19 protein-coding genes are annotated in these 17379 nt (G+C 62.1%); all 19 read right to left on the bottom strand.

Annotated features, from left to right (window positions below):
• Window positions 1-93: 93 nt before the first annotated feature.
• The 19 genes from I8J29_RS07880 to I8J29_RS07790 all read right to left on the bottom strand — a co-directional run bounded on the left by I8J29_RS07880 (window position 94) and on the right by I8J29_RS07790 (window position 17373).
• Window positions 94-1185: a prephenate dehydrogenase gene (locus I8J29_RS07880; protein ID WP_208847065.1), complete on the bottom strand. Its 1092-nt coding sequence runs from the start codon at window positions 1183-1185 to the stop codon at window positions 94-96.
• 4 nt (window positions 1186-1189) lie between these two features.
• Window positions 1190-2287: a histidinol-phosphate transaminase gene (gene hisC / locus I8J29_RS07875; protein WP_208847064.1), complete on the bottom strand. Its 1098-nt coding sequence runs from the start codon at window positions 2285-2287 to the stop codon at window positions 1190-1192.
• Window positions 2288-2536: 249 nt separating this feature from the next.
• The gene (trpA, locus tag I8J29_RS07870) at window positions 2537-3358 is read right to left on the bottom strand and encodes a tryptophan synthase subunit alpha (protein ID WP_208847063.1); all 822 of its coding nucleotides are present in this window, start codon (window positions 3356-3358) and stop codon (window positions 2537-2539) included.
• Window positions 3358-4554, bottom strand: coding sequence for a tryptophan synthase subunit beta (trpB, locus tag I8J29_RS07865; RefSeq protein ID WP_208847062.1), 1197 nt, complete (start codon window positions 4552-4554; stop codon window positions 3358-3360). Before trpB ends, trpA begins: the two co-directional genes overlap by 1 nt.
• Complete coding sequence (locus I8J29_RS07860; protein ID WP_208847061.1) at window positions 4551-5243, bottom strand: phosphoribosylanthranilate isomerase; 693 nt, start codon at window positions 5241-5243, stop codon at window positions 4551-4553. Before I8J29_RS07860 ends, trpB begins: the two co-directional genes overlap by 4 nt.
• Complete coding sequence (gene trpC / locus I8J29_RS07855) at window positions 5240-6037, bottom strand: indole-3-glycerol phosphate synthase TrpC (protein WP_208847060.1); 798 nt, start codon at window positions 6035-6037, stop codon at window positions 5240-5242. Before trpC ends, I8J29_RS07860 begins: the two co-directional genes overlap by 4 nt.
• On the bottom strand, window positions 6027-7079 hold the full coding sequence (trpD, locus tag I8J29_RS07850) for an anthranilate phosphoribosyltransferase (RefSeq protein ID WP_208847059.1): 1053 nt from the start codon (window positions 7077-7079) through the stop codon (window positions 6027-6029). The genes trpC and trpD overlap by 11 nt, the downstream gene beginning before the upstream one ends.
• Before the next feature lie 7 nt (window positions 7080-7086).
• The gene (trpE, locus tag I8J29_RS07845; protein WP_208847058.1) at window positions 7087-8637 is read right to left on the bottom strand and encodes an anthranilate synthase component I; all 1551 of its coding nucleotides are present in this window, start codon (window positions 8635-8637) and stop codon (window positions 7087-7089) included.
• A 297-nt stretch (window positions 8638-8934) separates the two neighbouring features.
• On the bottom strand, window positions 8935-9303 hold the full coding sequence (gene aroH / locus I8J29_RS07840) for a chorismate mutase (protein WP_208847057.1): 369 nt from the start codon (window positions 9301-9303) through the stop codon (window positions 8935-8937).
• A complete protein-coding gene (aroB, locus tag I8J29_RS07835) occupies window positions 9300-10412 on the bottom strand; it encodes a 3-dehydroquinate synthase (protein ID WP_208847056.1) in 1113 nt (370 codons plus the stop codon). The genes aroH and aroB overlap by 4 nt, the downstream gene beginning before the upstream one ends.
• Entirely contained in the window at window positions 10412-11581 is a 1170-nt protein-coding gene (gene aroC / locus I8J29_RS07830; RefSeq protein ID WP_208847055.1) for a chorismate synthase, read from the bottom strand. Before aroC ends, aroB begins: the two co-directional genes overlap by 1 nt.
• Window positions 11582-11778: 197 nt before the next feature.
• Window positions 11779-11946, bottom strand: a complete 168-nt coding sequence (locus tag I8J29_RS07825) for a hypothetical protein (protein WP_177222035.1) — start codon at window positions 11944-11946, stop codon at window positions 11779-11781.
• Window positions 11947-12031: 85 nt separating this feature from the next.
• Window positions 12032-12814, bottom strand: coding sequence for a CheR family methyltransferase (locus I8J29_RS07820; RefSeq protein WP_208847054.1), 783 nt, complete (start codon window positions 12812-12814; stop codon window positions 12032-12034).
• A 42-nt stretch (window positions 12815-12856) separates the two neighbouring features.
• Window positions 12857-13300 carry a nucleoside-diphosphate kinase gene (gene ndk, locus I8J29_RS07815; RefSeq protein ID WP_208847053.1) on the bottom strand — a complete coding sequence of 148 codons (444 nt, stop codon included), beginning with the start codon at window positions 13298-13300 and terminating at the stop codon, window positions 12857-12859.
• A 22-nt stretch (window positions 13301-13322) separates the two neighbouring features.
• Window positions 13323-14297: a polyprenyl synthetase family protein gene (locus I8J29_RS07810; protein WP_090637843.1), complete on the bottom strand. Its 975-nt coding sequence runs from the start codon at window positions 14295-14297 to the stop codon at window positions 13323-13325.
• Complete coding sequence (locus I8J29_RS07805) at window positions 14294-15169, bottom strand: menaquinone biosynthetic enzyme MqnA/MqnD family protein (RefSeq protein WP_090638744.1); 876 nt, start codon at window positions 15167-15169, stop codon at window positions 14294-14296. Before I8J29_RS07805 ends, I8J29_RS07810 begins: the two co-directional genes overlap by 4 nt.
• Window positions 15159-15788, bottom strand: coding sequence for a UbiX family flavin prenyltransferase (locus I8J29_RS07800; RefSeq protein WP_208847052.1), 630 nt, complete (start codon window positions 15786-15788; stop codon window positions 15159-15161). Before I8J29_RS07800 ends, I8J29_RS07805 begins: the two co-directional genes overlap by 11 nt.
• The gene (locus I8J29_RS07795) at window positions 15782-16657 is read right to left on the bottom strand and encodes a UbiA-like polyprenyltransferase (RefSeq protein ID WP_208847051.1); all 876 of its coding nucleotides are present in this window, start codon (window positions 16655-16657) and stop codon (window positions 15782-15784) included. The genes I8J29_RS07800 and I8J29_RS07795 overlap by 7 nt, the downstream gene beginning before the upstream one ends.
• Window positions 16654-17373 carry a demethylmenaquinone methyltransferase gene (locus I8J29_RS07790; protein WP_208847050.1) on the bottom strand — a complete coding sequence of 240 codons (720 nt, stop codon included), beginning with the start codon at window positions 17371-17373 and terminating at the stop codon, window positions 16654-16656. Before I8J29_RS07790 ends, I8J29_RS07795 begins: the two co-directional genes overlap by 4 nt.
• Window positions 17374-17379 lie beyond the last annotated feature (6 nt).

The raw sequence follows: 17379 nt of genomic DNA, 5'->3' as shown, positions 1-17379 counted from the left end.
GGATAGGAGTGGAGAGAAACCATACTGTACCTTTATTATATGTATCCGTTTTCATTTTGTCAATAAGCGTTTTCAAATGATTTACGATTATTTTTAAAAATGAACGGCGTAGCCGATTTCGCCCAGACGCTCCACCGCGCGGTCCAAATCTTCCTGCTTCCGGAAGCTCAGGCGCAGTACTCCGGGCACATCCTCGCGGCTCTCGATGATTTGCACGTTGCTCAGGTTGATCGCGCTGTTGCCGAGCTCCGTCGCGACCTTCCCTATAATGCCGGGATGATCGGGCACGTCGATGTAACATTCGTAGACCGAATGGATCATGCCTTTCCGCCGTTCGGGAAGCTGGCTTCGGAAGATCCCGGCTTCCCGGAAAGCCCGCTCCACCGCTTCGCCGTTCTCGCCTTCGAGCATGCCGACGAACCGGTCCATGCCCGCCTGCCACGCTTTCAGCAGCTCCAGCAGCACGTCGCGGTTGTTCATAAGAATGTCGCGCCAGACGACGGGGTCGCTGGACGCAATGCGCGTGATGTCGCGGAATCCGCCCGCGGCCAGCTGGCCGTACAGCGGGTTGTCCGCGTTGAAGCCGCGCACGAGATTCACGAGCGCCACCGCGATGATATGCGGCAGATGGCTGATCGCGCCGACGATCTCGTCGTGCTCTTCGGGATTGACGTGTACGATGTTGGCCTTCGTGTACGCGAGGAGCTGCGTCAATTGATCGACGTACTGCCGCGGCGTCGACGGATCAGGGGTCAGCACGTAGAAGGCGTTCTCGAACAGGTAGAGCGACGCGGCTTCCACGCCCGCCCGTTCCGATCCGGCCATCGGATGCCCGCCGATGAACACCGCGTCGCCGAGACGGGCTTGTCTGGCGGCCGAAGCGACCGACGCCTTCGTGCTCCCGACGTCCGTCACGATGCAGCCCGGCTTCAACTTCATCCGGCTTAAATCCTGCACGTACTGGTCCAATGCGCCCACGGGCACGCACAGAAAAATAAAGTCCGCCCCTTCTGCCGCCTCGCGAAGAGACGTCGTCGCATGATCGACGACGCCCCGCTCGAGGTATTTGGCTGCGGAAGATTCGCGCACGGAATGGCCGACGACCGTAATGCCCGGCTTGCCTTTGAAGCAGAGCGCGAGCGAGCCGCCGATCAAGCCGACGCCGAATATCGCGATTTTCGTCATGGCGTTACCCCAGCACCGCCGCTTCGGTCAGCACGGCCTCGAGCGCCGCGACGAACGCTTCGTTCTGCTCCGGGCTGCCGATCGTAATGCGGATGTAGGTCGGGTGATGCGCCCAGCGCGCGCGGGAAATCACACCGCGGCGCAGCAGGCCGTCGAATGCTTGGGCGGAAGGCATTTTGACGTCGACCATGATGAAATTGCCGTGCGCTTCGAAGTAATGCAGACCCAGACGGTCGAATTCGTCGTATAGGTAAGCTCGGCCCGCCGCGTTGCGGTCCCGGCAGCCGCCGACGAAATCCGTGTCGGCAAGCGACGCCGCGGCCGCGGCTTGCGCCATCCGCGTCGTATTGAACGGTTCCCGCACTTGATTGACCATGCGGATCAGATCGGCATGAGCGGCGCCGTAACCGATGCGAAGCGACGCGAGACCGTGAATTTTGGAGAACGTGCGAAGCAGAATCACGTTCTTGAATTCGCGCATCAGCGCCAGGCTGTCCGGGAACGCCTCGTCCGTCACGTATTCGATGTACGCTTCGTCCAGAGCCACGATGACGTTCGACGGCACTTGGCGGACGAACGCTTCCAGCTCGGCATGGCGAACGATCGTGCCCGTCGGGTTGTTCGGGTTGCACACCCAGACGATCTTGGTCCGTTCCGTGATCGCCGCGAGCATCGCGGTCAGATCGTGCACGCCGTCCTTCAGCGGCACTTCGACGATCGTCGCGCCTTCGATGACCGCGTTGTGGCGGTATTGCGAGAATGTCTCGTCCGCCATGACCGTCTCGTCGCCCGGCGTCAGGAATGCCCGCGCGAGCATCAGAATGACTTCGTCGGAGCCGGCGCCGAAAATGATCTGGTCCCGCTCGACGCCGAGGTAGGCGGCGACCGCGGCGGTCAGGTCCGTGCTGAAGCTGTCGGGATATATGCTGATGTGTTCAAGTTCTTTCATAATAGCGGCTTTCGCGTGCTCCGAAGAGCCGAACGGATTTTCGTTCGATGCCAGTTTAATGACTTCCTTCAAGCCCAATTCGCGTTTGACTTCTTCGATCGGTTTGCCGGGCTGGTAGACAGGCAGGCTGACGATACTTTGTTTCGGTTGCATTTCTATCACCTCGTCAATGTGGTTCACTGCTCAACATTTCAACATTGTCTCATAAGTCGCCCGTATTTAAAAGAGTTTCCCGGGAATTTTCTTTCGCGCTTTTAAGCTTTTATGCGCAGAAGCGTTAATTTTACCAAAATCCGTTTTCCTCCGCCTCGCGCGTTCTCTCGCCCTCGTACGGACGAACGCCAAAAAACCTCCGACAGCCGCGAAGCCCCGGAGGTTGGATCACGTTCGAAAGCCGTCCGCTCAGCCTTTCAATTCGCGGACGAAGTCGCGGATTTGCGCAAGGCCTTCCTGCTTGGTGCCCGGCGATTTGAGCAGCGGCAGCGCCTCCTCGATCTTGCGGACGATGGCGCTTCCGACGATGACGCCGTCGGCCTGCTTGCCGAACCGCTCGACCTGTTCGCGGCTCGAGATGCCGAAGCCGACCGCGATCGGCGTGTCCGTCGCGCGGCGAACCGTCGCCAAGAACTCGTCGATGCCCTGATGGAAATCGGACCGGACGCCCGTTACCCCAAGGGACGACACGCAGTACACGAAGCCGCGCGCTTTGGCCGAGATGCGCGTCACGCGGTCGTTCGACGTCGGCGCGACGAGCGGGATGAGATGGATGTTCGCCGCCTCGGCTCTCGCGCGAAGCTCGGCGTCTTCTTCGATGGGAAGATCGGGAATGATAAGTCCGCTGATGCCTTTGGCCGTCACGAGCTCGAAGAACCGGTCCAGGCCGTACTGCAGCACGGGATTATAGTACGAGAACAAGATGAACGGCAGCTTCACGCCCGCGTTGCGCGCGTTCTCGGCGACCTGAATGCAGTCCGCGAGCGTCACGCGCCCGCCGGCGAGCGCCCGCTCCGAAGCGCGCTGGATGACCGGTCCGTCGGCGAGCGGGTCCGAATACGGCACGCCGAGCTCGATCATGTCCGCGCCCGCCTGCTCCAGCGCGGCGATAATGTCGACCGACGTGTCCAGGTCGGGGTCGCCGATCGTCAGAAACGGAATGAGCGCGGTGCTCCCTTCCTCGCGCAGGCGGCCGAACGCCTCGTCGATTTCATTGAGACGGATCGCCATTATGCCAAGCCTCCTTCCAGATAGCCCATGATGGCTTGGACGTCCTTGTCGCCTCGGCCGGAGAGGTTCACGACGACGATCTGGTCCTTGCCCAGCGTCGGCGCCAGCTTCATCACCTGCGCGATCGCATGCGCGGATTCCAGCGCCGGGATGATGCCTTCCGTCCGCGACAGCAGCTGCAGCGCCTCCAGCGCTTCCGCGTCCGTGATCGGCACGTACGTCGCGCGCTCGGAGTCTTTCAAGTACGCATGCTCCGGTCCGATGCCCGGGTAATCGAGACCCGCGGAAATCGAGTGCGCCGGCTGCACTTGGCCGTACTCGTCCTGCAGCACGTAGCTGAGGGAGCCTTGGAACACGCCGTGACGGCCCTTCGTCATCGTCGCCGCGTGCTCCTCGGTGTCAACCCCGCGACCGGCCGCTTCTACGCCGATCAGCTTCACGGAAGCGTCTCCGACGAACGGATAAAACATTCCCGCGGCATTGCTGCCGCCGCCGACCGCGGCGACGATGTAATCCGGCAGGCGGCCCGCTTCCTTCTGGATCTGCTCGCGCGTCTCGTCCCCGATGATGCGCTGGAAGTCGCGGACCATCATCGGATACGGGTGCGGCCCCGTCACGGAACCGAGGATGTAGTACGTATCGTCGACGTGGCTGACCCAGTAGCGGAGCGTCTCGTTGCACGCGTCCTTCAGCGTGCGCGTGCCGGACGTGACCGGCACGACCTCGGCGCCGAGCAGCTGCATGCGGAATACGTTCAGCTCCTGCCGCTTCGTATCCTCTTCGCCCATGAACACTTTGCACTCGAGGCCGAGCAGCGCCGCCACCGTGGCCGACGCGACGCCGTGCTGGCCCGCGCCGGTCTCGGCGATGATTTTCGTTTTGCCCATCCGCTTGGCCAGCACGCCTTGACCGATCGTATTGTTGATCTTATGCGCGCCGGTATGGTTCAAATCTTCGCGCTTCAAATAGATTTGCGCGCCGCCGAGATGCTCGGACAGCCGCTGCGCGTGATAGAGGGACGTCGGACGTCCCGAATATTTGGTCAATAAATAACGGATCTCCGCGATGAAATCCGGATCCTTGGAGTAATGCTTATACGCCTCCTCCAGCTCGATCAGCGCGTTCATCAGCGTCTCTGGCACGTATCGGCCGCCGAATTTGCCGAAGCGCCCGTTCTCGTCCGGAACTTGCGTCATACGCCTTGCACCCTTTCCGCAAAAAGTCTGATTTTCGTCATGTCCTTCAGGCCCTCCGTCTCAACGCCGCTCGATACGTCCACGCCGCCGGGCGAATAACGCCTCACTAACTCTACCACATTATCGGGCTGAAGTCCCCCCGCGACATAGAGCGGAACGCCGCCCGCCGCCTCCTGGTAGCGGTCGATGACGGGCCACGCGAACGTCTTGCCCGTTCCGCCGCCCGCCGTGTCGATCAGGAACGCGTCCACGCTGCCGATGTACGGCCGCAGCCGCCTTGGGCCGTCCGAGTCCGGATCGGCGCCGTCTTCCGGCGTGACGGAAAGCACCTTCCACACCGCGATCCCGAATGCCGCCTTCGCCTCCTCGCAGAACGACGGCGATTCCTCTCCGTGCAGCTGCACGACGTCGAGCGGGGCGATCCGCAGCGTCTCGCGCAGATCGTCGAGCGTCGGATTCACGAACACGCCGACCGTCCGCGGCGCGATGCCCTCCGCGTTGCGCAGCCGCCGCACGCCGGCGATCAGCTCCGCGGCCAGCTCCGGCGCGACCTGCCGCCGGCTCTTCGCGAAGATGAAGCCGACCTCGTCGATCGGCAGTCCGTCCATCGCCCGCACGGTCGCCGCGTCGCGCAGGCCGCAAATCTTGACGCGCGTCCTGCGCGCGCTTCCTTGCTCCGGTTCCGTCATCCTGCGCTCACCGGCCCCATGAGCCGCTCGACCGCCGCGCCGACGTCCGCCTGGCGCATGAGCGACTCGCCGACGAGCACGCCTTTGGCGCCGCACGCTTGGACGAACGCGATATCTTCCGGCGTCCCGATGGCGCTCTCGCTGATGACGGTCACGCCGTCCGGCACGAGGCGGATCAGCCGCTCCGTCGTCCGCAGGTCCGTCTCGAACGTATGCAAGTTGCGGTTGTTGATGCCCACGAGCATCGCCTTGCCCAAGCCGAGGACCTCCTCCAACTCCTCTTCGTCATGCACCTCGATCAGCACGTCGAGCCCGATCGAGCGCGCGATGTCGTAGAACTCCGACAGCCGCGCCGGACGCAAGATCGCCGCGATGAGCAGGATCGCATCCGCCCCGATGAGCCGCGCTTCGTAGATTTGCCGGTAGTCGACCGTGAAGTCCTTCCGCAGCAGCGGAACGCCGACGGCGCCGGACACCGCGGTCAAGTACTCGTTGCGGCCTTGGAAATAATCCGCGTCCGTCAGCACCGAGAGGCAGTCCGCTCCCGCTTGCGCGTATGTCTTCGCCAATTCGACGGGCTCGAAATCCGCCCGGATCAGCCCTTTGGACGGCGACGCCTTCTTCACTTCGGCGATCAAGCCGACCGGCCGGTTCGTCCTGCCGGCCAGCGCGCGCTCGAAGCCGCGGGTTGCCGGAAGCGCGGCGATCCGGCGCTCGGCCTCGGCCAGCGAGAACGCTTCCGCCAGACGCTCCACTTCGTTGTTCTTGGTGGCCACGATTTTATCAAGAAACATAGCTCATCGCTCCTGTCGTTTCAATCAATTGGCGCAGCTTCGCCGCCGCGCCGCCGGAATCGATCACCGTCTTCGCCGCCTCGACGCCTTCGCGGAGCGATCCCGCCCCGCCGCCGACGAAGATGCAGGCGCCGGCGTTCGCGAGCACGATGTCGCGGTAAGCGCCGTATTCTTCGCGATCGAAGATCGAACGGATGATCCGCGCGTTCTCGATCGCGTCCCCGCCGATGATGTCGGACAGCGCGTGCGTGCGCAGCCCGAGCTCCTCCGGCGTCAGCGTGTAGGTCCGCACGGAACCGCCTTGCAGCTCCGATACCTGCGTCGCCGACGAAATGCTGATTTCGTCGAGGCCGTCATGGCTGCTGACGACCATCGCGCGTCTCAGGCCGAGATCGCCGAGCACCGCCGCGATCGTTTCCGTCTTGGACCGGTCGTAAATGCCGAGCAGCTGCCGGTCCGCGCCGGCCGGATTCGTCAGCGGGCCCAGCATGTTGAAGATCGTCCGGAAGCCGAGCTCCCGGCGCGGCGCCGCCGCATGCTTGAGGGACGGATGATACAGCTGCGCGAACATGAAGCAGATGCCGATCGCGTCGAGGCAGCGGGCGGCCTGCTCTTCGGTAAGCGCAATGTTGACGCCGAGCGCCTCGAGCGTGTCCGCGCTGCCGGATTTGCCGGACATGGCCCGGTTGCCGTGCTTCGCGACGCGCACGCCGGCGGCGGCCGCGATGATCGCCGATGCCGTGGAAATATTGAACTTATGAATGCCGCTGCCGCCCGTTCCGCACGTGTCGAGCAAGCCGTTCCGTTCGGTCGCCACATGGCGGGAATGGGCGCGCATCGCTTCCGCGAAGCCGGTAATTTCGTCGCGCGTCTCGCCTTTGAAACGAAGCGCCGTCGCGACGGCGCCGATTTGCGCGCCGGTCGCCTCGCCGCTCATGATCAGGTCCATCACGCCGCGCGCCTCTTCGCGGGACAAGTCGGCGCCGCCGATCAGCTGATTCAGCGCGCGCTGCATCGTCATGATTTCATTTGTCACCGTCATCGTCCGCTCATCCTTTCGCGTTCGCGTAATAGTCCATGTTGATCATGCTCGCCTGGCGCCCGGGCTGCGGGAAAGCCGCTTCGGCCACGCGGACCGCTTTCAGCAGCGCCATCGCTTTGTTCATCGTTTCCGTGTATTCGTTTTCCGGGACGGAATCCCAAACGATCCCCGCGCCGGACTGCACGTACGCCTTGCCGTTCTTGAAAATCATCGTGCGGATCGTGATGCACGTGTTCAGGTTGCCGCCGAAGCCGAGGTAACCGATCGCGCCCGCGTAGGCGCCGCGCGCTTCGTTCTCGAGCTCGGCGATGATTTCCATCGCCCGCAGCTTCGGCGCGCCCGACACGGTACCCGCCGGCAGGCACGAGACGAACGCGTCGAAAAAGTCGCGGTCCTCTCTTAATTTGCCTGATACGTTGGAAACGATATGCATGACGTGCGAATACCGCTCGATTTCCATGTAAGCGTCGCAGCGGACGGTGCCGAATTCGGAGACACGGCCGATATCGTTGCGGCCGAGATCGACGAGCATGAGGTGCTCCGCGCGCTCCTTCTCGTCGGCGAGCAGCTCCTTCTCCAGCGCCAAGTCCTGCTCCGGCGTCTTCCCGCGCGGCCGCGTGCCGGCGATGGGCCGCGTCTCGACGCGTTCGCCGTCGACCTTCACGAGCGCTTCCGGCGACGTGCCGACGATGACTTCGTCGTCCATCTTCAGGTAATACATGTACGGGGACGGGTTCATCGTGCGCAGCACGCGGTAGACATGAAGCGGATCGACGTCCGTTTCGATGCTGAAGCGCTGCGACAGCACCACCTGGAAGATGTCGCCGGCGCGGATGTATTCCTTCGACTTCTCGACGTTCGCCAAGAATTGCTCCTTCGTCAGGTTGGATGAAATCTCGCCGAGCTCCGGCTCGGCGGGAATCGCGCCGCCCGCCATCAGCGTCGTCGGGGTCGGCTGCTGCAGCCGCTCGATCGCCGCCTCGATCCGTCCGACCGTTTCCGCATAACGCGCTTCGATGACGGCATCCGTCGCGCCCTCCGGAATGTGCACGTTGCCGATCACCTGCACCTGCTGCTTGAAGTGGTCGAACACGATGACTTGGTCGCAGAACATGAACTGCAAGTCGTTCATCTGCAAATCGTCGATCCGGTGGGCCGGCAGCTTCTCGTAATATTGCAGCAGGTCGTAGCCGAAAAATCCGATCGCGCCGCCCGTGAACGGCGGCAGGTCCGCGACAGCCGGGCTGCGGTACGCGCGCAAATGCGCCTTCAGCAGTTCGATCGGCTTCTCGCGAAGCACCGTCGTTTCCCCGTCCCGTTCGATTACCATCTCGCCGTTCTTCCCGCGGATGAACATGAACGGATTCGTGCCGATGAACGAGTAACGGGCCCACTTGACGCCGCCCTCCACGCTTTCCAGCAGAAACGCGCGGTTCTCGCGGTAGAAATGCTGAAAGATCCGAATCGGCGTCTCCGTGTCCGCCATTACATGCCGCACGATCGGAATGAGGTTGTACGTCCCGGCCTGCCGGATGACGTTTTGCAGCTCGTGGTTCATGTCCCGTCTCCCCTTTTCTCTCCGAAAAAATAAAAAACTCCTGCTTTCGCAGGAGTTAACGTGTGTTGGAAGATGGTAAAATGAGTGTGAACGAAATAGGGAAAATAAGCGCAGGCATGATAAATCGCCCCTGCACGCTATCTTCAACGCTCTCGCTCAACTAAACTACGCTCATCTCGGCTCTACTCATCTCAACTCACTGTACTGCTGCTCGGCTCTACTGGGTACTTCACTAATCTGCTATTAACTATACAATAGCGTTCTTGCTGCCGTCAATCCCGAAAATCCCGCCGCTGTTTAGGCTTTGGCCAAATCCGGGCGAAGCGCCTTCGCGCCGCCCAAATACACGTGCTCGACCTGCTCCTGGGTCAACTCCGTGTTGACGAGCACCATCAGCCGGATGCATTTCTCCAAGCTTCCTTGCACCGGCACTTCCAACGCGCACATCAGCGGTACGAGGTCCCAGCCGTCCATCGCGCGGATGGCCCGGGCCGGGAACGTCGCGTCCAAGTCGCCGGTCACCGTGACGAACACGCTGGCGATTTCGGCCGGCTCGATGCGGTTGGCGCTCACGATGCCGTTCAATAATTCCGCCGTTGCCTCAAGGATCGGCTGTTCTTCGTTGACGACCACCGTAATGGCGCCGCGTATTCCTCTTACACTCATGCCTCGACGGCCTCCTGTTTCAGCTCTTCCACGATCTCGCGAATGAGGGCGGTCGATACCGATTTATTGATTTCCACCTTGCCGACGGCGACGGGCACGATGAACGTGATCGCGCCTTCTTGAAATTTCTTGTCGTGCATCATCGCGCTCATGATCGCGTCCGTGTCCAGGTGCGACGGCAGCCGGACGGGCAATCCGACGCGCGCGAGCACGCGCTTCGTCACGCGGTAGACGTCTTCCGGCGCGCCGAGCCGGACCGCCAGACGGGCCGCCCCCACCATGCCGATGGCGATCGCTTCGCCGTGCAGCAGCTCGCCGTAGCCGGCTACCGCCTCGAGCGCGTGGCCGATCGTATGGCCGAGGTTGAGAATGGCGCGCAGGTCGTTCTCCCGCTCGTCCTTCGACACGACCGCCGCCTTCACGCTGCAGCCCTTGTAGAGCGCGTATCCGAGCGCCTCCGGATCCAGCGCCAGCAGCTTCTCCGCGTTGGCGTCGCACCACGCGACGAACTCGGCGTCCCAGATCAAGCCGTGCTTCACGACTTCGGACAGGCCGGCCTTCACTTCGCGTTCCGGCAGCGTCTGGAGCGTATCCAGATCGTAGAGCACCAGCTCCGGCTGGTGGAACGCGCCGATGATGTTCTTCGCGAGCGGATGATTGACGGCGACCTTGCCGCCGACGCTGCTGTCATGCGCCAGGATCGTCGTCGGAATTTGGACGAACTTGATCCCGCGCATATACGACGCGGCCACGAAGCCGGCCAAATCGCCGACCACGCCGCCGCCGAGCGCGACGACCGCGGACTTGCGGTCGAGCCCGCGCTCCAGCGCCGCGCCGACGAGCTCCTCCAGGCGGCTGAGCGACTTCGACGCTTCGCCGGAAGGAATGACCGCGGAAGCGACCGTGAATCCGCTCTCGCGCAGCAAGGCTTCCAAGCGTCCCAAATGCCGCTCCGCGACACGGTTATCCGTCACGATCAGCAGCGGCGATTTTTTGCTGATTCCGTGCTCGGCGAGCCGCACGCCCGCTTCGTCCAACAGTCCTTCGCCGATGTAGATCGGATAGGACCGTTCGCCGAGGTCGACGGTCAGCTTGCGCGCGCCGCCCATTAGTAACGCCTCACTTGCGCAAGGTAGTTGTCGTAGTTCGCGCGGATTTCTTCCATCGAGTCCCCGCCGAATTTCTCCAGGAACGCCTTCGCCACTTCCCACGCCACGACGTGCTCCATGACGACGCTCGCCGCGGGCACCGCGCAGCTGTCGGAACGTTCGACCTGCGCCGTGAACGGCTCCTTCGTGTCGATGTCCACGCTTTGCAGCGGCTTGTACAGCGTCGGAATCGGCTTCATCACGCCGCGCACGACGATCTGCTCGCCGTTCGTCATGCCGCCCTCGAAGCCCCCGAGCCGGTTCGTCCGGCGATGGTAGCCCCGCTCCTCGTCGTACAGGATCTCGTCGTGCACCTGCGACCCGCGGATCGTGCCCGCCTCGAAGCCGATGCCGATCTCGCAGCCCTTGAACGCGTTGATCGACACGACGGCTTGCGCGATTCGGCCGTCCAGCTTGCGGTCGTACTGCACGTGGCTGCCGAGCCCGACCGGCACGCCTTCCACGATGCATTCCACGATCCCGCCGATGGAATCGCCCTCCGCTTTGATTTGGTCGATGTACGCGGTCATTTTCGCTTCCGTTTCCTTATCGACGACGCGGACCGGCGATTCCTCCGTCAGCCGGATCAGCTCGTCCAGCGGGAGATCGTTCGCCGGGGCTTCGATTTCCCCGATGCGGATGACTTGGCCGCCGACTTTGATGCCGAACGCCGCCAGGAACTGCCGGGCGACCGCGCCGACGGCGACGCGCGCCGCCGTTTCGCGCGCGCTGGACCGCTCCAGCACGTTGCGCAGATCCGTCAAATTGTATTTCAAACCGCCGTTCAGATCGGCATGGCCCGGACGCGGCCGGTGCACGCGGCGCTTCTCCTCGTCGCTGCCCTCGATCGGTGCGATGTTCATGACGCTCGTCCAATGCTTCCAGTCGTTGTTCTCGACGACCAGCGCGATCGGCGCCCCCGTCGTGCGGCCGTGGCGCACGCCCCCGACGATGTTGGCCGCGTCCTTCTCGATCTGCATCCGGCGCCCCCGGCCGTGGCCCTTCTGTCTCCGCTGCAGCTGAAAATCCAGTTCTTCGAAGTCCAGCTGCAGGTTGCTCGGCATCCCCTCGATAATGGCCGTCAGCTGCGGGCCGTGCGTTTCTCCTGCCGTCAAATAGCGTAAACTCAACGTAAAGCTCCTCTCTCATCCCGAACGCCGCGAAGCCCGATCTCGGAACTACATGGTCTCCCTCGAATATCTTTGCTCATTATAGTATAGCGTCCGCGGTTTGACAAGAAATCGCAACGGGCGCCAAAAGGCCGCCGAAACAGCAAAAAACCGCCCGAAACGCCTCTTGGGAAGGCGTTCGGACGGCCGGTGCCGGCTTATCCGTTGGCGGATTGTTTGCCACGCAAAGCTTGCGGATCCGCGGACAATTCGGGGTCGTTCATGAGCCCCTTCATTTGCCCCGTGTCGATGCCAAGGATTTGGGCGCATTCCTGGACGGTGATAAACCCGCGCTTGTACGCCAAAATCACTTTGCGTTTGTCCATGCTGCACCTCCTATGCGAATGGATTGCGATACGCATAGTATTGGTGAAGCTGGAAATTCCTATACCCGTCCGGAAGACGCGCGTCTTACGCCCGCCGCCGGTAGAAGAACGTCTCCGCCGATTCGAGCTCGTACTGCCCCGGCGAGAAGATCTGCTCCGTGCTCCCGACGAAGAGCAGCCCGCCGGGCTTGAGCGCCCGCGAGAACTTCCGGTACAGCCCGTGCTTGGCTTCCTCGGTAAAATAGATCATGACGTTGCGGCAGACGATGATATCGAAGCCGCCGTCGAACGGATCGTTCAGCAGGTTTTGCCGCTTGAATGCGACGATCGTCTTCAGCTTGTCCGCGACCGCGACTTCGCCCCGGCCGTGCGGCACGAAATAATCGGACCGATACGCATGCGGCACGTCGCGGACGGACCGCTCCGGATAGACGCCCTGTACCGCTTTCTGCAGGACGGCGCCGTCCAAATCCGTGGCGAGAATGGAGACCCGGTCCTGCGCGCCGAGCGCATGCACGATCATCGACAGCGTGTACGGCTCTTCCCCGGTCGAGCAGGCGGCGCTCCAGATCTTCACCCGTCCGCCCTGCTTCAGCAGCTCCGGAAGAAACTTCCGCTCCATCGCTTCCCAGCGGCCGGGATTGCGCCAAAATTCGGACACGTTGATCGTCATCCGGTCCAGAAATTCGTCCATCAGCTTGCCGTCCCGTTCCAGCTCGCGATAATAGGTTTCGAACGTCTCGAAGCCGTATTTCTGCCGAAGCGTCGTCAGCCTGCGCTTCATCTGCGCTTCCTTGTAGAGCGACAGGTCGATGGCCGTCTTCCCCTTAATGCGTTCGATAAAGAGCGAAAAGTCCTTGTCTTCCAAGGTATGATCCCCCGTGAATGCAGAAAAATCGGGCAGGTAGGACTACACCCACTGCCCGATCGTCTGCGTATAATCTAACAGCTCGTGCGGCTCGAAGAAGATCCCGATCTCCCGCTCGGCGCTTTCCGGCGAATCCGAGCCGTGAATGAGATTGAAGTTCGTGTGCACGGCGTAATCGGACCGGATCGTGCCGGGGGCCGCTTCCAGGGCGTTCGTCTTGCCGATCATGGCGCGCGTAAGGCCGATGACGTTATCCCCCTGCCACACCATCGCGAAAACGGGGCTCGACGTCACGAACTCGACGAGCGGCGGATAGAAGGGCTTCCCGACGTGCTCGGCATAGTGGCGTTCGGCGATTTCCGGCGTGATGCGCATGAATTTGGCGGCAACCAGCTTAAGTCCCTTGCGTTCGAAGCGCGATACGATTTCGCCGATCAAGCCGCGCTGCACGCCGTCCGGCTTGACCATCAGAAATGTTCTTTCCACTCGAGTTCCCTCCCAGGCGCGTTCAGTAGTTTCGTTTTCCCACGAAATGCGCGATATCGGTCAAATTCTTCTTCGCCGGAATGTTCGGCAGCCCGGCGAGCGCTTCGATCGCCTTGGCGATGTACCGCGTCGCCAACTTGTCGGCGATCGCGATGCCGGCGCTCTTCCGTATAATGTTCAACGCGCGCTTCGTTTCCCCTGCTCCGTTCGAGGACTGGATGTTGTCGATCTCCGCCTGGAGCTCCTCGGCGTTCGCCGATTCCCTCAGCGCGAGCAGCACGGGCAGCGTGATGTTGCCCTGCCGGATGTCCGAGCCCGGCGGCTTGCCGATCTGCTTCTCGGTGCCGAGCAGGTCGAGGAGGTCGTCGCGGATTTGGAACGCCATGCCGACGTTGTAGCCGAACCGGTACAGGGCGTTCGCGGTCTTGCGGTCCGCGCCGGAAGCGATCGCGCCGAGCTGGCAGCTGATCGCGAGCAGGATCGCCGTTTTGCGGCGGATGCGGAGCAGGTAATTCCGGACGGACTGCTTCGTGTTGAAGAAGTCTCGGATCTGCTCCATTTCCCCGATGCACATCTGCACCATGGCGCCGGACAAGATTTGGTGGATTTGCGGGTTTTCCAGCTCCGTCACGATGGCGAGGGCCTTGCCGTATATGTAATCCCCGGTATACATCGCGATCCGGTTATCCCATTTGGACTTGACCGTCAGCTGGCCCCGCCGGGTTTCGGCGTTGTCGATGACGTCGTCGTGCACGAGCGACGCCATGTGGATCAGTTCGAGCGGCACCGCAACCCGCTCCAGCACGCTCAGCTCGTACGTGCCGAACTTGCCGGACAGCAGGACGAACACGGGGCGGATGCGCTTTCCGCCCGCTTTAAGCAAATGCGTGGAGGTATCGGTCAGCAGCGCGTGGTCCGACGTGACGCTGCGCGCCAGCTGGCCTTCGATCGCGTCCAGGTCGCCTTTCATTTTGGCGTAAATGTCCAGTAGTTTCATTCGTTCTTCACCTTAAGAGCCGCGTGGTCCTCGAAAAAACGCATCCGTACTTCGTGCGGCAGCAATCCCAGCTGGTGCGCGTAATCGAAGTACAGCGACAGGCCCGCCTGCTCGTCCGATCCGAAATTGTAGTGTAACTCGCGAAAATAGCGGTCCCAATAAGAAGGCTCTCCGCCCAGCTGCGCGCACGCCTTGTCCACGAGCGGCTTCAGGTCGCGCAGGCTCCGCTCCTTGCTCGCGGTCAAGGCGCGAAGCACGTCCGTTACCGCTTCGGGATCGCGTTCGGCGACCTCTTTGCGCACCGCGACCAGCGCGAAGGTCATCCCGTAGCCGGTCCAGCTGTTCCAGAGCGCCCCGAGATCGATGACGGCAAGCCCCCTGTCCTTCCTTTTGTTGGCCCAGGAAGCGTGGATCGCCGTATCGCCGATCAACAGCGCGGCGTCCGCTTCGGCCAGCATGTCGTCGAGGGAAGGCTCCATCGTCACGTAGGACGGTTCGGCGCGGTAATACAGCTTCATCAAAATTTTAAGCAAATTGACCGACGTGGCGGAGGTCGCCGTCATGGCGATCCGGCCCGTCAGCACGTCCTCGAGCGGTTTCTTCAAAAAGAGCAGGATGGAATTGACGCGGCCTTTCGCGCTGACGGACAGGTCCGGCAGCAGCAGGTACCGGTCCGCATGCTCCGCGTAGGCGAAGGAGGACATTGACGTAATGTCGATCTCGCCCTGCTTCAAGGCGCGATTGAGCGCGGCCGGCACCCGCTTCTCGATGCGGAACCGCTCCGTCGGCAGCCGCTCCTCCGCGTAATGGAAGATCGGCCATACGTTCGCGTAGTCGATGCGGCCGACCGTAAGCGGGCGGCTAGTCTCCATGCCGATCATCTCCCCATCTTCTGTACAGCTCGTGCTCCAACGGAATTTGATCCAGCACTTTCCCGACCATGAAGTTGACCATCTCGTCCATGCTCTGCGGACCGTAATAAAACGCCGGCATCGCCGGGATGATTTTGGCGCCGAGCTTGGCCAGCGTCAGCATGTTCTCCAGATGAATGGCGTGCAGCGGCGTCTCCCGCGGGACGATCAGGAGCTTGCGGCTTTCCTTCAGCATAACATCCGCGGCGCGCGTCATCAAATCGTCGGAGATGCCGTGCGCGATCGACGCCAGCGTCCCCATCGAGCAAGGCATGATGATCATGCCTTCCACGCGGAACGAGCCGCTCGCGATGGAGGCGCCGATGTCGGCGTTCGGATGCAGCGTCAGCGCCCGCGATTCCGCCGCTTCGGGGAAATGCGCGGCCAGCGCGGCCTGGCGCTTCGTCGTATCCCAGCCTTGTTCTTCCTTCAGCACCCGCCAGCCCGCTTCCGTCACGACGAGATGCACGTCGACGCCGCAATCGAGAAGGCTGCGAATCAGCCGGATGCCGTAGACGGAGCCGCTCGCGCCCGTTATGCCGACGACCCAGCGCTTGCGGGGCTTTGTTTCGGTTACCATGGATGCAGCACCACCAAATCCAACAGCGTGAACGCGAACATCGTAATGCTGAGCCAGCCGTTCATCGTGAAAAATGCCGTTTGCACCCGACTGATATCGTTGGGCTTCACGAGCATATGTTCATACCAGAGGAAGCCGACCGATGCGATCGCGCCGATCAAATAAATCCAACCTAGATCCGTCAACCAATATAACGAAATGAATCCGGCCGCGGTCAATAGATGAAAGCCGCGGGCGATCTGCAAGCCGCCGGCCAGCCCGAAGCGGGCCGGAATGGAATAGACGCCTTCGCGGCGGTCGAATTCGAAGTCTTGGCATGCGTAAATGATATCGAAGCCGGCAAGCCAGCAGACGACCGAGCCGTAGAGCACCCAGACCGCCGGATCGAACGCGCCGGTAACGGCGATCCACCCGCCGAGCGGCGCGAGGCCGATCGTGATGCCGAGCACCACGTGGCACAGCCAGGTGAACCGTTTCGTGTACGAGTAGAGCACGAGGAACAATACCGCGATGGGCATGAGCTTCACGCACAGCGAATTGAGCTGCGAAGCCGCGATGAACAGCACGACAAAGGACACCGCGATGAACACGACGACCTCGCCGGCTTTCAGCAGCCCGGCCGGAATCGCCCGTTTCGCGGTGCGCGGGTTCTTGGCGTCCATCACGCGGTCGACGACCCGGTTAATGCCCATCGCCGCGCTGCGCGCACCGACCATCGCGAGCAGAATCCAGAAGATCTCCGCCCAGCTCGGCAGCCGGTGCTCCATCATCACCGCGCCGATCAGCGCGCCCATGAAAGCGAACGGCAGCGCGAACACCGTATGTTCCACCTTGATCATTTCCAATATGATGCGAGTTTTGCGTATCATCCCTTGTCCGTTCCCTTCGTCCCCGTGTGTAATGCCGCGATGCCTCCCGTCAGCGGATAAGCATGCACGTTTCGGAGACCGATGTCACGGAATTTATCCGCCAGCTGGTTGGAATCCGGGAACGCCTTAAGCGATTCCGGAAGCCATTTGTACTGTTCGTACCGTTTGGCGAACAGCTTGCCGAGCGCCGGCAAAATACGTTCGAAATAAAAATAATAGACCGATTTGAAAGGCTGCCAAATGGGCTTGGACAATTCCAGGCATATGACTTGGCCGCCGGGCTTGAGGACGCGCTTCATTTCGCGCAGCACCTGCTCCAGGTCCGGCACGTTCCGAAGGCCGAAGCCGATCGTCGCGAAGTCGAACCGGTTGTCTTCGAACGGAAGCGACATCGCGTTGCCCTGATGCAGGGAAATTTGCCGGTCGAGTCCTTCCTTGCGAACCTTCTGGGCGCCGACGTCAAGCATGTTTTGGCTGAAATCGAGACCGACGATCGCGCCGCTCCCGCTGGCGCGGGCGAGCGCGATCGTCCAGTCGCACGTGCCGCAGCACAGATCGATCGCGGTCTGGCCCGGCTGCACGTTCATCTTGCGCATCGTGAAGGCGCGCCATGCCTTGTGCCTGCGAAAGCTGAGCAGGTCGTTCATCAGATCGTACTTCGGCGCGATGCTTTCGAACACGTCGTGCACGTGTTGTTCTTTCGATTTGGATTGCACAGTCTG

This window comes from Paenibacillus artemisiicola, from assembly GCF_017652985.1.
Taxonomy (GTDB): Bacteria; Bacillota; Bacilli; order Paenibacillales; family Paenibacillaceae; genus Paenibacillus_Z; species Paenibacillus_Z artemisiicola.
Note: the sequence above shows the minus strand (reverse complement) of the source record. Positions and strands in the feature narration are given on the sequence as shown.

What these genes read in the sequence shown, in the direction of transcription:
- trpA (WP_208847063.1), bottom strand. Translation starts at nt 3,358, where the DNA reads ATGGCGATCCGTCTCAATGAAATCGACGAGGCGTTCGGCCGCCTGCGC.
- I8J29_RS07860 (WP_208847061.1), bottom strand. Translation starts at nt 5,243, where the DNA reads ATGACGGAACCGGAGCAAGGAAGCGCGCGCAGGACGCGCGTCAAGATT.
- I8J29_RS07800 (WP_208847052.1), bottom strand. Translation starts at nt 15,788, where the DNA reads ATGGTAACCGAAACAAAGCCCCGCAAGCGCTGGGTCGTCGGCATAACG.
- I8J29_RS07810 (WP_090637843.1), bottom strand. Translation starts at nt 14,297, where the DNA reads ATGAAACTACTGGACATTTACGCCAAAATGAAAGGCGACCTGGACGCG.
- trpD (WP_208847059.1), bottom strand. Translation starts at nt 7,079, where the DNA reads ATGACGGTGACAAATGAAATCATGACGATGCAGCGCGCGCTGAATCAG.
- I8J29_RS07880 (WP_208847065.1), bottom strand. Translation starts at nt 1,185, where the DNA reads ATGACGAAAATCGCGATATTCGGCGTCGGCTTGATCGGCGGCTCGCTC.
- hisC (WP_208847064.1), bottom strand. Translation starts at nt 2,287, where the DNA reads ATGCAACCGAAACAAAGTATCGTCAGCCTGCCTGTCTACCAGCCCGGC.
- aroH (WP_208847057.1), bottom strand. Translation starts at nt 9,303, where the DNA reads ATGAGTGTAAGAGGAATACGCGGCGCCATTACGGTGGTCGTCAACGAA.
- I8J29_RS07795 (WP_208847051.1), bottom strand. Translation starts at nt 16,657, where the DNA reads ATGATACGCAAAACTCGCATCATATTGGAAATGATCAAGGTGGAACAT.
- aroB (WP_208847056.1), bottom strand. Translation starts at nt 10,412, where the DNA reads ATGGGCGGCGCGCGCAAGCTGACCGTCGACCTCGGCGAACGGTCCTAT.
- trpB (WP_208847062.1), bottom strand. Translation starts at nt 4,554, where the DNA reads ATGACGCAAGTTCCGGACGAGAACGGGCGCTTCGGCAAATTCGGCGGC.
- trpE (WP_208847058.1), bottom strand. Translation starts at nt 8,637, where the DNA reads ATGAACCACGAGCTGCAAAACGTCATCCGGCAGGCCGGGACGTACAAC.
- I8J29_RS07805 (WP_090638744.1), bottom strand. Translation starts at nt 15,169, where the DNA reads ATGGAGACTAGCCGCCCGCTTACGGTCGGCCGCATCGACTACGCGAAC.
- trpC (WP_208847060.1), bottom strand. Translation starts at nt 6,037, where the DNA reads ATGTTTCTTGATAAAATCGTGGCCACCAAGAACAACGAAGTGGAGCGT.
- I8J29_RS07825 (WP_177222035.1), bottom strand. Translation starts at nt 11,946, where the DNA reads ATGGACAAACGCAAAGTGATTTTGGCGTACAAGCGCGGGTTTATCACC.